The following is a 15,397-nucleotide window of genomic DNA, read 5'->3' as shown; positions in this document are numbered from 1 at the left end:
TATTAAACTACCCCCTGGGCCAGCATAGCATCCGCTACTTTTACGAACCCACCCAGGTTAGCTCCTTTTTCGTAGTTGACATAGCCATCCTCTTCGGTGCCGTACTCAACACAAATCTGATGGATTTCCTTCATGATATCCCGGAGCCTGTTGTTTACTTCATCCCGGCTCCACGAGTAGCGCAGTGAATTCTGTGACATCTCAAGGCCCGATACCGCCACTCCGCCGGCATTGGAGGCTTTGCCCGGAGCATACAGGATCTTGGCTTCCTTGAATACCTGAATGGCTTCTGGGGTACTGGGCATATTCGCTCCTTCTGCCACACAGATACATCCATTCTTTACGAGGGTGCGGGCATCCTCTTCGTTTACCTCGTTCTGGGTGGCATTGGGGAAGGCAATATCACAAGGAATACCCCAGGGACGCTCACCTTCGAAGTACTCACATCCGTACTTGTCAGCGTACTCTTTGATCCGGCCGCGCTTTTCGTTTTTCAGGTCCATCACAAAGGCCAGCTTCTCAGCATCAATCCCCTGTGGGTCGTAGATAAATCCATCGGAGTCGGATAGAGTAACTACTTTGGCGCCGGCCTGCAAACACATCTCGGCGGTGTACTGAGCTACGTTGCCGGATCCTGATATTACTACGGTCTTACCAGTCAGGCGTTCGCCGCGGGTTTCGAGCATATCTTCTGCAAAGTACACTACCCCGTAGCCCGTAGCCTCGGGCCGGATGAGGCTACCACCCCAGGTGGCTCCTTTGCCGGTAAGTACTCCCGTAAATTCTCCCTTGATGCGCTTGTACTGACCAAACAGGTACCCTACTTCTCGTCCGCCAACGCCAATATCACCGGCCGGAACGTCAATATCGGCGCCTACGTGGCGGTACAATTCGGTCATAAAGCTCTGGCAAAACTTCATGATCTCACCATCAGACTTCCCCTTGGGGTCGAAGTCGGAGCCTCCCTTGCCGCCGCCCATGGGCAGGCCGGTGAGGCTGTTTTTGAATACCTGCTCAAAGGCCAGGAATTTGAGGATGCTCAGGTTGACCGATGGGTGAAAACGCAGCCCGCCCTTGTAAGGCCCGATGGCACTGTTCATCTGAACCCGGTACCCCCGGTTGACCTGTACCTCGTTCTGGTCATCCAGCCAGGGTACCCTGAACATCAGTACCCGCTCGGGTTCTGTTATCCGCTCCAGTATCTTAGCTTTCTTATACTTAGGATTTTGTTCTATAAACGGAATGATCGCTTCGGCCACCTCCTGAACGGCCTGCATAAACTCCGGTTCGTGCTGGTTCCTGGACTCTACCTTTGCCAGGAACTCCTTCACAAGTGTATCCATGTTTAGTCTTATATTTGAAAGATAATAGTTTTAACTAGTGGAAAAGTCGGGCCTGAAATTACTACTATTTCCTGTTGTACCTAGCGCCCACGCGATTAATTAGAAATAACTATTCCTCTCTGTCTTTCAATTGTCTTGTTCATTCACCAGCAATTATTTACCCGTGTACAGCCGGCCAGCTGTATAGTCTTTTATAACTATTGTGTTTAACAGCTGATTTTACTACCTAGCTATACTTCCCTGCTTACTGTCCATATCCGTAAATAAATCGGCAAAGTACCCCCTGTGGAAAGAGGGCAGAGAAGACGGAATAACCAACGACCCAACCAGTAATTGTTATCAGATCATGCCCGAGGGACCACAGATGGTATTTCTGAAAGAGCAGGCGGAGCCATTTATCGGGCAGGTGGTGGTACAGGCCGAAGGACGTGCCGGGGACATCCCCTTTGATGAGCTTAAAGGACAGACCTTAACCAGTATCAGTACTTTCGGAAAGGAGATCTTCTTTGGCTTCACTGATTTGACCATCCGTATTCACCTGAGGTTTTTCGGGAAGTACGCCATCAACGGAACTGCGAACCGGGAGCTCGAGTTGGGGCTGGAACTGGATGAAGGGACGATTAACTTCTATGCCTGCGAGTGCCGCCTGCTACGGGAGCCTTTGGAGGAACTGTACGACTGGAGCACCGATATTATGAATCCAGCCTTTGATCCGGATCAGGCCCTCCGTAAGCTGTACAACAAGCCCGACCGGCTCATTTGTGACGCCCTGCTGGACCAGTCCATTCTGGCGGGGGTAGGGAATGGCATCAAAAACGAAGCCTTGTTTCGACAGCGGGTACATCCGGAAAGTAGGGTGGGGGAGATACCTGAGCCGGTGCTGCGAAGCCTTGTTGAGGAATGTGTACAGCTAAGCTTCGACTACCTGGACTGGAAACGTGAGGGAACCACTGCAGACCAGTGGCAGGCCTACATGCGCAAGCAGTGCCCCCGGGACCATATTCCTATCCGTAAGGAGAAGGTCGGAAAGGATGGACGCCCCTGCTACTTCTGTGACAAATGCCAGCGTCTATACCTGCCCGATGCCATCTGGTGATCAGCACTACCGGTATCTTTACTTTGTAATATTAACCGTTCGGGAGGTAGTCTGATAGTACCTTGTCTGCTTGCAGGATAGTACATACCCTGGTTTTCTCAGCGCTTTTGGCTTATCAAACAAAAAGTCAGCGGGGTGACATAAGGAGAAATGCCTGCCCGCCAGATTATAAAACAATAGTTTTGTGTAGCTTTCGATACTAGTTAAAAACATTTATATTATAATAGGTGGTTGTAAGCTATGTACTTGCTTCTGGCACTGCGTAGTACAGGTTAATACCAAAGGTTTTATATGAAGAAATTATGTACCAGTAGCTTTCTTATTTTTTTACTACTACTAGTAGCCTGTAGACCTACCAGAAATCTGGTGTATTTTGACAATCTGGCTACTCAGTATGATTATAAGGTTCCGATTCAGAACGTGCCGGATATCCAGATAAAACCCGGAGACCTTCTCAATATTACGGTGAGTAGTGTCAATCCCGAATCTAATGTGCTGTTTAACAATGGCATTATAGTGCCGCCGGGTACTCCCTACAATACGACCACCGCCACGCCCCGACTCAACGAAGGGTACCTGGTAGACAGGGAGGGGTTTATCAATTTTCCGGTACTGGGGAAAGTGGAGCTGGCAGGACTTACACGTGAGCAGGCTATTGACAAACTGACGGAACAGATAAGACTGGTCATAAAATCGCCCATTGTAAACCTGCGCTACCTGAATTTCAGGGTGACGGTTATTGGAGAAGTCAAAAATCCCTCTACCTTCACCGTAGAATCAGAAAAGCTGAATGTACTGGAAGCACTGGGACTGGCGGGGGATCTGACCGAGTATGCCCGGCGGGATAATATACTTATCATCAGAGAGAACCACGGCGAGCGGCTGGCTACACGTTTGGATCTGAATTCGAAGGATATTCTGGAGTCGCCTTTTTTCTATCTGCAGCAGAACGACGTTGTGTATGTCGAGCCGTACAGTCGAATCAAGATTGCCCAGTCGGAACCTGCCAACCGGTACATACCCATCTGGGCGGCGGCGATCTCAGCTTTTGCATTCTCCCTGATTACATTCTTCAATAAGTAATAATAGTCAGCTATATGTATGGCCGATAGAGAGGCAACTACTACCCAAGTCCAACCATCGGGACGTATTGACATAAAAAAGAGCCTGTACCGGTACCTGCGACACTGGTACTACTTCCTTATTGGATTAGTGCTGGCGTTGGGTGTAGGCATCTTTCTGATGGTGTTTATTACCCCCAAGTACCTTATATACAGTACTATCCTGGTGAGGGATATTGACAAGGGGCCTGACTTCCAGGCGGGTAATCCGGCTTTTCAGGATCTGGGCATATTCAATCAGGCCACCAGTATCGATAACGAGATCGAGGCGTTCCGGTCGTTGAGTCTGATGGAGCGAACCCTCAAAGAACTGGCCCTGTATACCAGCTACTATGTGCAGGGGATTGTCAAGAAGGAGGAGATCTACGGAAGCGATGTGCCGATCAGGGTGGTAGTAAGGAGCCTCAAAAAGTCAGCGTATGATGAAGATATAACCATAACCATCCGGGATACCAGCCGTTTTGAACTGCTGGACTGGCATGGGCAGGGTACCTATCGGTTTGGTCAGCCCATCGTGAAGCCTTACGGTGCCTTCTCCATCGTCCGGAATCCCAAATCCACCGGAGGATTTAGGGAAGTTACTGTCCGGTTCAATAACATCCGAAAGCTGGCCGTCGACTACAACGAAGATCTTAAGATAACCCAGACCAGTAAGAATGCTGACGTTCTGAACCTGAGCTTTCTGAACCCCCTGCCCGAAAAAGGCAAAGACATCATGAGCACGCTGATCCAGGTATATAATCAGGATGAGCGGGAAGATCAGAACCGACTGGCCCTATCGACGGTGCAGTTCATAGACGATCGCCTGCGCGAACTGACGGCTGAGCTGACCGAGAACGAGCTGCAGGAGGCGCGCTTCAAGATCCAGAACCGGGTAACGGATGTGCGCTCGGAGGCCTCGGCTTACCTTGAAGAATCCAGGACCTATAACCAGCAACTGTCCACGCTGAATACGCAGATCCAGGTGGTGGAGTCGCTGGAGAGGTACCTGTCGCGGCCGGGTGAGCTGTACGAGCTGGTACCCAGCAACCTCAACATTGAAGACCGCGCCCTGATGGAGCTGATCGGGCGGTTTAATGACCTGCAGCTGGATCGGGAGCGAATGCTGCGTACGCAGGAGCCGACCAGTCCGCTGGTGCAGAACATCAATACGCAGCTGGCGACGCTGAGGCAGAGCATCGCCGAAAACCTCAAGATAATCAGACGGGGGCTGGAGGTAACCCGCAACAATATTGCCTCCCGCGCCAGGGGCTTTCAGTCGCGGATCAGTGAGATACCCAACATAGAGCGGGAGCTGAATGACATCAACCGCCAGCAGGGGGTACGGCGGGACCTGTACGTGTACCTGCTACAGAAGCGGGAGGAGTCGGCCCTGTACCTGGCCTCTACCGGGTCGAAGATCCGGGTGCTGGACCCGCCGGGCGCTACCTTAAAGCCCGAAACGCCCAAGAAGCCTATCGTGCTGGCACTGGCTCTGTTTGCGGGGCTGGTGATACCCTTCGGGCTGGTGATGGCCAAGGGCCTGCTGAGTGACCGGGTAAAGCACCGGGAGACGGTGGAACGACTGACTACTACACCCATACTGGGCGAAATCACCCACCACCGCGGCCGAAAACCACTGATACTATACAAAAAGCCCCGGGCTATGGTAGCCGAGGAGTTCAGGTTTATCCGGAGCAAACTCACCGCTATGGCCAATAACGAAGGAAAGCAGGTAATACTGATCACGTCGGGGATGAACCGCGACGGCAAAACCTTCGTGGGTGTCAACCTGGGTACGAGCCTGAGTATGGCCGGGTACCGGGTGGTCATGCTGGACTTTAACCTGCGGCAAAGCGACGACTTGCTTTCTTACCTGGGGATTCAGTCCGACACGGGCATCACTGAATTTATCAATACCAAAACACTCACTGCCGAGAACCTGATCAAGGCTTCTCCGGTCTCGCCCGGCTTTTACTTCCATATGATCGGGTCGGGAAGTGCGGCTGAGCAACCCACTGAGCTCATGATGAACCCCCGGATAGGGCAGCTCATAACCCAGCTAAAAGAAAACTTTGACTATATACTCATTGATACACCGGCTATCGGACAGGTAGCCGACGCGTATTCGCTGGCACGATATGTGGATGTGTGTCTGTATGTTGTACGCTATAACCACACCAAAAGAGAGTACATAGCTACAGTCGATGAAATCAATAAAGAAGGAAGATTCAATTCGACCATGATCGTGTTGAATGATGCCCGCAGAGAGAATTAATCACTAGTAAAGTATTTCATGTTGCTTCCTTCCAATCCCACAGTGCTGCATGCTAGGTAAAAAGTTAAGCCAGAACTTCGCCATCAATATTGTTTCGATGGTGCTGGGTATCCTTAGTTCTATATTTATAGCCCGCATAGGAGGGCCGGCCATTCTGGGTAACATTAGCCTGGCCATGTCGTTTCAGGTACTGATCAAATCCATCTTTACCCATACGGTCAACAGCGCCCACCTCAAGATGTACAGCGACGACAAGGAGGTAGGCTTAAAGAACTTCCTGTCTGTCAATGTATTCTATAACATCATCACGACGCTGCTGGTACTGCTGTTTGTGCTGTGGAACCGGCAGAGCGGGCAGGGTACCTTTACGGAGTTACAGATCAACCTGATCATTATCTTCATCCTGCAGGACTACCTCCTGACTCCCCTCTACATCTACGTGACGGACCAGTCGTCGAAGCTCAATATCCTGCGGGCCAACATGATTGATTTCTCGTCCCAGATCCTGATCAACATTGCCAAGATCGTGGCCGTGGTACTGGGCGAGTCCGAGATTGGCATAGCCTGGTACATCATGGCGGCCTGCGGAGTAAGTGCTGTATACCCGCTGGTGCAGCTCATCAAGTCCAGGTTTGGTGCCTTTTCTCCCACTATTTTTAAGAAGTACATCACGTACTCACTGAGCATCTCTACCTCTACCATTGCTTATGGTTTTCTGCTGAGCTTTGATAAGGTACTGCTGGGCTTGTATGCCGTACCGGCCGAGGCCATTGGGTACTACAACGTCGGCAACCGCCTGGGTATACTACTCATGAGCATCGGCGTAAGTGTGGGAGGGATTTTCCTGTCGGTATTCTCGCAGAATATCCACGACAAGAACCACGACAAAACACTGGAACAGCTCTCCAACTACGAGCGGTACATTTCGATGCTGTTTTTCCCGGCGATACTTTTTTCCATCCTCTTCGGACGCGAGATCATTACGCTGGTATTTGGTGAAATATACACCCGGGCTTACCCGATCCTGATCCTGTCCCTGCTGTTTGCCCTGACCAAGACCCTCACCATCCCTTACCAGAACTACCTCTTTGCCAACAACCAGTTCAGGACGTTCAACCGGGGCTCCATCATCTTTGCGGCTTCTATTGTAGGGGGTACTCTCCTGCTCGTGTATCTGGACCTGTTCAATGACCTCACCATATCGGTGGCGCTGGGGCTGTTACTGGCCTGTCTGGTGGAGCGGTTTGTTTTTGTCAGGGGAGCGGCTGAGGTAGACTCTCGGGTCCGGTTTATGTTTCATCCGCGCATACTCCTGGTGTTTGGAGCACTGGCCGTTGGCTGGCTTGTTGCCGAACCCTTCATTGATACCGATCAGATCTTTCTGTCCTATGGTATCAGGGCGGCAGTCCTGCTGGTGGCCCTGCCGCTGGGCTTCCTGACGGGTATTTATACCCGGGCGGATGTACAGCTGGTAACGGGCTTTGTTCAGGAGAAGCTTGGAAAAAGGGGGGAGTAACTATCTATCTAGTACCCGACAGCAATTGCACACATTAGCCATACATACACACAATGCAGTACAGTATCATTATTTGCACCTACAACCGAGCTACATTTTTAAAGGAAACCATTGATTCTATCCTGCTGCACCTTACGGATCAGACAAAGTACGAGTTACTAATTGTTGATAACAACTCTACTGACACTACTGCTGAGGTAGTAAAGCAGTACCTGCATGTGCCCATCATTCGCTACGTCTTTGAGCAGAACCAGGGCCTATCGTACGCCCGTAACCGGGGCATCAAAGAGGCGCGCTATCCTATCATTGTATTCGTGGATGACGACATTGATATTGACCCTAACTACCTGTCGGTGCTGGATAAGCTGTACAGCGATCCGTCCGTGCAGATAGTAGGAGGCAAGGTACTTCCGTACAAATCCAGGGTACCCGAATGGCTGCCCAAAAAGTACTACTACCTGGCCAGCGTGTACGACATGGGCGATACGCCGGCTTTTGTTCCCAAACTGATGGGAGCCAACCATACCTTTCGCAAAGAGGTAGCTGATAAAGTAGGAGACTACAACGTAAACATCGGTCCGCTGGGGGATTTCAAACTCGGTGGCGATGAGAATGATTTCCTGTTGCGGGCACAGAACAAAGGGTACCGACTGCTCTATCACCCCGACCTGATCGTACACCACAAGATCCAGAACCGCTTTAACCGGGAGTTTATCCTGAAGTACTCCTACAACATAGGAGCTACGGAAGCCAACATTGACTATACCAACCGTAAGCACCTGCTGGCCCTGAAATGTATGAAGTACGTGGTGGATCGCTTAGCGGCAGGTATTGGCCTTGCCCCCAACGGAAGTACCGAAATCGTGAAGGAAATCCGGAAGCAGCACAAACAGGGGTACCTGGACTTTGTCCGCAACACAGTCGGTAAATAAGGGAGCTGTACTATCAATAAGCGTTCTTTTCGCCTTTGATAACATTGTAAGCCGTCAGGAATATGATTTCCAGATCCAGCACTATGCTCCAGTGCTCGAGGTACCACAGGTCATACTCCACTCTCTTCTTGATGTGGGTAGGCTCGGTGATCTCGCCCCGGTAGCCGTTGATCTGGGCCCAGCCGGTGATGCCCGGCTTCAGGTAGTGACGGATCATGTACTGATCCTCCATGGCCTGGAAGTCGTCGTTGTGCTTGAGCATGTGGGGGCGGGGGCCTACTATACTCATATCGCCCCGCAGTACGTTATAAAACTGCGGAAACTCGTCGAGGCTCGTCTTCCGGATGATACGGCCGATGCGGGTCACCCGCTTGTCATTTTTGGTAGCTTGTACGGCCTCCATCTCTTTATTGATGGTCATACTCCTGAACTTGTAGCACCAGAAGGGCTTGTTGTCCTTACCGCTGCGAAGCTGGGAAAAGAAGACCGGCCCCGGCGACTCGAGGTAGATCAGAATACTCAGGATAGGTATCAGCCAGGATAGTATGAATACTAGTACGAAAAGGCTGAACAGGATATCGAAGGCACGCTTGATAAACTGGTTGACGGCCGACTGCAGGGGCTCGTTGCGGAGCGTCAGGATTGGCAGATCACCGTTGATACTATCTACCTGCACCGGCCGGTCGATGATACCCCGGAGATCAGGTACTATCCTGAACCGGATCAGGGCCTTATCCGCCTGATCCATGATACGGTACACCCGGGCGTTGTCCTCAGGCATAATGGTGGTATAGATCTCCGTGATCTTTAACTCCTCCGTAAGCCTCATGACGTCATGGAGCCCCTTGTAAACAGGGTACTGAGTAGTAGCCGTAGCTACCTCTCTATCATCGACAAAGCCGACTATCTTGATATTGAACTCCTCTCTTTCAATGTAGCTGGCCAGCTTTTTGGCTACCGCGTTGTACCCCAGTATCAGTATTCTCCTCCTGGAGTGTATCTCTTTCTTGACCCACTCGCGGATACCCAGGTAGACAAGACGGTTAATTACCAGACCGATGACGAAGAGCGTGGAGCTGAGATAAACCATGCTGGAAGAAAGCGGTACTCGGCGGGGTAGGTATAGGTAGAAGAGGATCAGCAACAGCAGAACGAAAGCTGTCTTTACGGTCTTTCGTAAGAATACCTTAAAATATACAATGGAATCGGTAATGTACATGCCCCCCAACAGGCTCAGTGTAAGCCAGAACCAATTGATGATACCCCAGTACTGCAGGTACCGGTAGAAAAGGGCTGATTCTGCACTTTCCTGGAATATGCTTTGCGCTATGATGTAGCCGGCATTCAGTGCGATCAGATCTACCAGGATAAAGAATATTTGCAGGAAGCGCTTGTATGAGGTATTCATAAAGGTTTCTAATGGAATATTGGGGGCAGGTAGATACTATATAAGTAGGGTTGGAATATATTTTTTACCTGTGGATATTATTGGCTAAACATATATGGTTGGCAGGGGTTTCGGGTTTTATAGCAGTTCATCAAGGTGTATATCAGCCATGACTTTTGCAAGAATCAAGGGGCAAAAGTTGTTTAATGATCCTGAAATAACCTGATGTTTAGCATTTTGTTGAACAATTATGCAACAAATATATAATGAAACCAGCACCCATTCCCGAAAATGAGCAGGAGCGTCTCAGGGCTTTGCAGCAGTATGAGATACTCGATACCCTGCCCGAAGAAGTATATGACGACATCACCCGGATCGCCTCAGAGATCTGCGGTACACCTTACTCAATGCTCACGCTGGTTGACAAAGACCGCCAGTGGTTTAAGTCCAAGCAGGGGCTTGACGTATCCGAAACGCCACGCATTCATTTCTGTGCCTATGCAATTATCGATCCAAATGAAATGTTGGTGGTGCCGGATGCCCGGAATGACGAGCGTTTTCATGATAATCCGCTGGTGACGGGCGAACCGCATCTGGTTTTTTACGCCGGGGTACCTCTCACGGATAAGGAAGGCCACGCCCTCGGGACCCTCTGCGTACTGGACGATCGGCCGCGCGAGCTATCGGAGCAAAAGCTGATGACCTTAAAAGCGCTGGCCAAGCTGGTATGTGTGCATTTTGAATTACGGAAGACAAAGCTTGAGCTAAAAGAAGCGCTGTCGCAGAACCAGTACACGGGTAGTGGCTTTACGTCCGAAACCGGAGTGGGCCAGCAGCTCAGGACGGTAATAGACCCTATGGTGGCCGATGTAGAAGCCCTGGTAGCGAGCAACCCCCGCCCGGACCAGCAGTCCCGGCTGGAAAATATTCAGAAGGCCGCCCAGTCGCTCAAATCGATCGCTCAGAATAGTTCTTCACCGCCTCCTTCGGAGTAGTTGTTACCAATCCCGCGGCCGGCGGGCCGCTAGTGCAGTACCGCCCTGTATGCTTCGAGGGTTTGCCGGGCGGCATGTTGCCAGGTATAGTTTGTGAGTATATACTCTTTGAGCTGGGGGTGGATGGGCTCCCGCCAGGCCCGGAGTACCGCCTCCCGTATCGACTCCACACTGTCGGGCTCGCAGTAGTAGGCCATGTCGCCAAAGTACTCCTCGGTATCGCCCTTGCGGGTAATCACCAGATTGCAGTCCAGTACTCCGGCTTCCAGTGAGCTAAGGCCGGTGGTCTCAAACCAGCTCGGCAGTACGTGTACCCGGGCGGCTTTGTACAGCGTAGCCAGGTTGTGGTGGTTGATGTGGTCTATAAACTGCACGTTACCGGCGGCAGCCGCCAGCTCTTTGCACTGCTGGTAGTAGGCCAGGTGGTTAGGAGATGGCTTGCCTATAATGGTTAGCTTCAGGTCCGTCCCCTGCAGCGCTTTGATCAGGTTGAGCTGATTTTTGCGGCCTTCTATCCGGCCTACGCACAGTACGTGATCTTTATAGGTAGGGTCGGGCTGGATGCTGTTGTTAAATAGGGCCGGATCAATGGCATTGACTACCTTCTGGTAGCGCTGGCTAATGCCATAGATATTGACAAAGCGCTGGTACTCACTGTGGGAGTTGGGCAGGAGCATGGCCGCCTGCTTGGCCAGGTAATGGATAGACTGGCGCTGCCCGTGGCGGATATAGTACGACGACTTGATCTTCTCGCCATTCTTGACGCTGCGGGCCAGGGTTTTGATGTATTCGATCTGGTCCCGGTCAAAGAGGCTGTTCATCACTTTCAGCAAGCCGCTCCGGTTGTTCTTCTCGTACTCGTAGTAGTCCACAAAGATCGTAGAAATAACAAAGGGTACCCGGGTGTCCTGCACGTGCGGGAGGATGTCGTCGGGACGGATGATGTTGAAGAAGTGCAGGATATCGTAGCTGTCGTAGGCCAGGCTATCGTTGCTGAGTTTGATGTCTACGGTTACTCCCAGCTCCCTGAGGTACTTGGCTGTCATCTCGATCTGGGTGGTATCGCCACCCGGCGAACTGAACAGCGTACTTCTGGCAATCATTAATATTCTCATACTGCTATTTACGAACGTTACTGGACTTGAGATTGGCTCAACGAATCAAGATTCGTTACATAGTACTTGTACCTGTAAGTACCTGGCTGGTAGCTCAGGTGGAGCCCTGCAGGTACCCCAGCGAGTACTGTTGGTTGATCTTGAAGTAGGTACGTTGTTTGGGATCAGAGGCGTAGGAGCCATACACCAGGTACAGGAAGATCATCACGAAGGCCTTGATGATCTTAATCGCAAACTTAATTTTGCTCTGCTGCAGGTCTATAATCCGCTCGGAGCGTCCCAGTTGTTTTGAATAGCTGTATACGTACTCCTCGTTGAGCTTGTTATTGATCTTGTGGTACACGATCAGGCCCGGATCGTACCAGATGTCATAGCCCAGGCTACTGGCTCGGTTGAGGTAATCTACTTCTTCTCCACCCGCCAGTGAGTTGCCCTTACGTCCCAGTTCGGGATTGTACCAGCCTATCTTCAGAGCCGCCTCCCGCCGCATGGCATAGTTGGCCCCCATGAGTTTGAGAGTCGTCTTTTGCTGGTCACCCAAGTCAAATAGGCTCACCAGATAGTAGTACTTAGATGGAAGCCAGTGGGGAACATCCACCCGGAACGGCAGTACCTTACCGCCCGCGATATGGATAGCAGGGTCGCTGAATAGCTCATTACAACGGTCCAGGTAGCCGGGGTGGATACCTATGTCATCATCCAGGAATACCAGTACTTCATGTGTAGCCTCGCGGATGCCCCGGTTGCGGGCGTGCGAGAGGCCCTGGTTCAGCTCCTTATAGTACCTCAATACGGGCAGATGCCCAAACTGCTCTGCTACCTCCTGCGTATGGTCGCTTGAATTATTATCTATGATCAGTAACTCATAGGGGTAGCGGGCCCCGAAGCTCTCCCAGATGGATTCGATCGTCTCTTTCAGAAAGGTAGCTCGGTTGTAGGTACAGATAATGAGGCTAAACGTAGGCATGTTGGCAGGTTAGGCATGTAAGTAAATACAATTTCAGGGAAACTGAATTGTTTGAAGTGTCTTTTTTTATAGCTCCTGACTACATAGTTATACTAGTTCTAAAAAAGGCTCTGAGAGCTGCCTTGGTGCGATTTTTGCTTGTATTCAGGCAGGAGGACCAGTAGTAGGCGGCCTTTGCTGCCGGTACTACTCCCATCCGAAAAGCGGACTGTATTCCGGCCTGAAAGCCCTGCGCCAGCCTGCCAGCACACACACTACCCCTTTCTTTATTTCTTCTTAGGGGAACACGCTACTCAATACCCTATGTAACCGTATGGCAACATAAGTTGCCGTTCACTAAATAGTGTCACTGCTTTCGATATAATTTTATTAAGATTACTTATGATATATTAAATGTGCAATTTTATGAAAAAACTACTATTCAATACAAAGGTTTCAAAAGTGTGGCTGGCAGCTCTACTACTTACCTCCGGCTGTCATACACTCACTGAGCCAGCAATGGATACGGCCGACTCGGCCGTTGAGTCCCTCCGGTTATCAAAGCGTATCATGGGTAAGGCCATGCGTACAGCTTCGGTCCCCAGTATCCCGGATTATGATCTGGATGAGAACTCACTGCTCACTACGGGCTGGCGCAAGGCTTTTGAGGATGATTTTGATGTGACACCAGCCAGTGCCAACTCCAAGTGGAACGTGTGGGTAGGGGGCGCCTTCAACAACGAGCTGCAGATGTACACGGCCAATCCCCAAAACCTGAGCATCACGACCGATCCCGATAAGGCCGGAAACAACCTGCTGGTGATCAAAGCAGTCAAAGAGAAAGTGACCGGCCCCAAGTACCGTCAGGATGTGGATGCCACCCCGACTAACTTTGACTTTACCTCCGCCCGTATTGAATCCAAGTCGCTGTTTACACCTACTCGTACCGAGGGGCAGGTGCGGATGTCAGCCCGTATCAGGCTGGCATCCGGCTACGGCATGTGGCCGGCCTTCTGGTCGTACGGGGACAAGTGGCCTACCAACGGTGAAATAGACATCCTGGAAGCTCGTGGCCACAAACCGTACGACTACCAGACCAACTATTTCTTTGGCCGGAAGGCAGACCAGAACCTGGTGATGGATCAGGAAACCTACCTGACTACTTCAACCAGCCTGACCGACAACTGGCACGTATACGAAGTCATCTGGACCAAAGATGCGCTTACCTTCATGCTGGACGGAGAGGTGGTGGATGTAAAATCCGGCGGGTATGTACCTAACCTGTTTGGTAAGCTTGAGAAGATCACGCTCAACCTGGCCGTGGGGGGTAACTTCTTCTGGGAAGAGGGAGCCATACCTACCGCCGACCAGATCAACATCGGTGAAACGGATGGCGTGATGCAGGTAGATTGGGTGAAGGTATTTGTGAAGAAATAATCTGCTACCGGAGCGGGGAAGGAGCACTTAACAGCTCTTTTTCCGCTCCTATACTTATACTAGGTACTTACTCAAACAGGATGAAGTTGAAGGGGGAGGTCTGGGCGGCGGAGTTGTAGATGGCCCGGTAAAAAAAGGCCAGCATCATCACCGCGATAGCACCTCCCAGGATGGCTTTGGGTATTCGGTCGGTGGCGCTGCCAAACAGGTAATAGCACAGAAAACTCAGGATAAGTACCCGGAAGTTGAGCAGATAGTCGTTGGTGCGCGCCAGGATGAAGTTGTCGTACACGATCCGATCCAGAAAAGCGCCTAGAAAGTAGATGTTGTAGTACTTATAGAAGTCAACCCTTTTAAAATTGCTTTTGAGCTCGTCGCTGTACCAGACAATAGCCATGTCCAGAATGAAGAACAGGATTCGCGCCGTTCCGGCACCTACGGCTCCTTCTTCGGTGATCTCGTACATGTAGTCCAGGTTTTCGACGTAGTAGCTATAGCCCAGCAGCGACACGATGGGCGTGACGATCTGGAGCGCCAGGGCAAGTATCTGCGAAGCAAAAGCCGTCACAAACAGGAGCAGGGCTATCTGTACGTACTTGTTCTTGAACCAGTCAAAGCCCAGGAAGGGGTACAGTGCTACGGCAATAAGGATACTCTTGTGAAAACTAAAGCCCAGAAAGCAGTACAGAAGGGCCGGCAGGTACTTTTTCTGCATAGCCAGATTCAGGGCGTAGAAAAAGATAAAGTAGGCCAGTGTCTGCCGCATGATGTTCATACTGCTGAACATGAGCAGGTACGTAAAAAAGAAAAAGATGTACCAGGGAATCAGAAAAGAAAACTTTTCCAGAGATTTAAAGAAAAACAGGATCTGTAAAAACGCCAGGATGATAAACAGAAAGGCATAGTGGGCCCGGAGGTAGTAGAGGAGGTAGTTGAGCCACTCGTATCCAAACTCAATCTCCCGCGGATAGACACCCGTTTTCTGGAGTTCCAGGTACCATTCAAGATAGGCCTCGTAGTCAATACCGACGTAGTACCGGCAGCCAATGATAAACGAGTAGAGGATCACCAGCAGGATCAGGTTGGCTCCCCAGTACTGGTACGGCTCAGAAGTGATCAGCACACTTTGTTTTCCGTCCGCGGTCTGAACCGAAGGGAGTGCCAACAGGATCATGCCTACCATCAAAAGCGTATAGAAAATGTAGGTGCCGGCCATCCTGGTGATTAAATTTTCTCAAAATATATCTTCCAA

General features: G+C 50.9%; 12 protein-coding genes. 7 read left to right on the top strand and 5 right to left on the bottom strand.

The features are described from left to right. Window positions 1–2 precede the first annotated feature (2 nt). Window positions 3–1,343, bottom strand: a complete 1,341-nt coding sequence (gdhA, locus tag JTN23_RS22055) for an NADP-specific glutamate dehydrogenase (protein ID WP_247237238.1) — start codon at window positions 1,341–1,343, stop codon at window positions 3–5. Window positions 1,344–1,689: 346 nt separating this feature from the next. Here gdhA and JTN23_RS22050 point away from each other — a divergent pair, with 346 nt between their 5' ends. The 5 genes from JTN23_RS22050 (at window position 1,690) to JTN23_RS22030 (ending at window position 8,265) form a co-directional block, all read left to right on the top strand. Further along, a complete protein-coding gene (locus tag JTN23_RS22050; protein WP_247237237.1) occupies window positions 1,690–2,439 on the top strand; it encodes a DNA-formamidopyrimidine glycosylase family protein in 750 nt (249 codons plus the stop codon). A gap of 291 nt (window positions 2,440–2,730) precedes the next feature. Further along, entirely contained in the window at window positions 2,731–3,522 is a 792-nt protein-coding gene (locus JTN23_RS22045; protein WP_247237236.1) for a polysaccharide biosynthesis/export family protein, read from the top strand. Window positions 3,523–3,540: 18 nt separating this feature from the next. Beyond that, window positions 3,541–5,817, top strand: coding sequence for a GumC family protein (locus JTN23_RS22040; RefSeq protein WP_247237235.1), 2,277 nt, complete (start codon window positions 3,541–3,543; stop codon window positions 5,815–5,817). Window positions 5,818–5,866: 49 nt separating this feature from the next. Further along, a complete protein-coding gene (locus JTN23_RS22035) occupies window positions 5,867–7,333 on the top strand; it encodes a lipopolysaccharide biosynthesis protein (protein WP_247237234.1) in 1,467 nt (488 codons plus the stop codon). Window positions 7,334–7,386: 53 nt separating this feature from the next. Then, on the top strand, window positions 7,387–8,265 hold the full coding sequence (locus JTN23_RS22030; RefSeq protein WP_247237233.1) for a glycosyltransferase family 2 protein: 879 nt from the start codon (window positions 7,387–7,389) through the stop codon (window positions 8,263–8,265). Window positions 8,266–8,278: 13 nt separating this feature from the next. Here JTN23_RS22030 and JTN23_RS22025 read toward each other — a convergent pair whose 3' ends face one another. Continuing rightward, complete coding sequence (locus JTN23_RS22025) at window positions 8,279–9,673, bottom strand: undecaprenyl-phosphate glucose phosphotransferase (RefSeq protein WP_247237232.1); 1,395 nt, start codon at window positions 9,671–9,673, stop codon at window positions 8,279–8,281. Window positions 9,674–9,918: 245 nt separating this feature from the next. Here JTN23_RS22025 and JTN23_RS22020 point away from each other — a divergent pair, with 245 nt between their 5' ends. Then, window positions 9,919–10,647 (top strand): GAF domain-containing protein, encoded by a 729-nt coding sequence (locus tag JTN23_RS22020; protein ID WP_247237231.1) that lies wholly within the window; start codon window positions 9,919–9,921, stop codon window positions 10,645–10,647. Between the two features lie 29 nt (window positions 10,648–10,676). Here the strand turns inward: JTN23_RS22020 and JTN23_RS22015 are convergent, their stop codons facing one another. Then, window positions 10,677–11,762 (bottom strand): glycosyltransferase family 4 protein, encoded by a 1,086-nt coding sequence (locus JTN23_RS22015; protein ID WP_247237230.1) that lies wholly within the window; start codon window positions 11,760–11,762, stop codon window positions 10,677–10,679. Window positions 11,763–11,856: 94 nt separating this feature from the next. After that, window positions 11,857–12,729, bottom strand: a complete 873-nt coding sequence (locus tag JTN23_RS22010; RefSeq protein ID WP_247237229.1) for a glycosyltransferase family 2 protein — start codon at window positions 12,727–12,729, stop codon at window positions 11,857–11,859. Between the two features lie 405 nt (window positions 12,730–13,134). Here JTN23_RS22010 and JTN23_RS22005 point away from each other — a divergent pair, with 405 nt between their 5' ends. Next, window positions 13,135–14,145 carry a glycoside hydrolase family 16 protein gene (locus tag JTN23_RS22005; RefSeq protein WP_247237228.1) on the top strand — a complete coding sequence of 337 codons (1,011 nt, stop codon included), beginning with the start codon at window positions 13,135–13,137 and terminating at the stop codon, window positions 14,143–14,145. Window positions 14,146–14,212: 67 nt separating this feature from the next. Here the strand turns inward: JTN23_RS22005 and JTN23_RS22000 are convergent, their stop codons facing one another. Next, window positions 14,213–15,361 carry an EpsG family protein gene (locus JTN23_RS22000; protein WP_247237227.1) on the bottom strand — a complete coding sequence of 383 codons (1,149 nt, stop codon included), beginning with the start codon at window positions 15,359–15,361 and terminating at the stop codon, window positions 14,213–14,215. Window positions 15,362–15,397: the final 36 nt, after the last annotated feature.

This window comes from Telluribacter roseus, assembly GCF_017355915.2.
Classification (GTDB): domain Bacteria; phylum Bacteroidota; class Bacteroidia; order Cytophagales; family Spirosomataceae; genus Telluribacter.
This window is presented reverse-complemented; position numbering and strand designations above follow the sequence as displayed.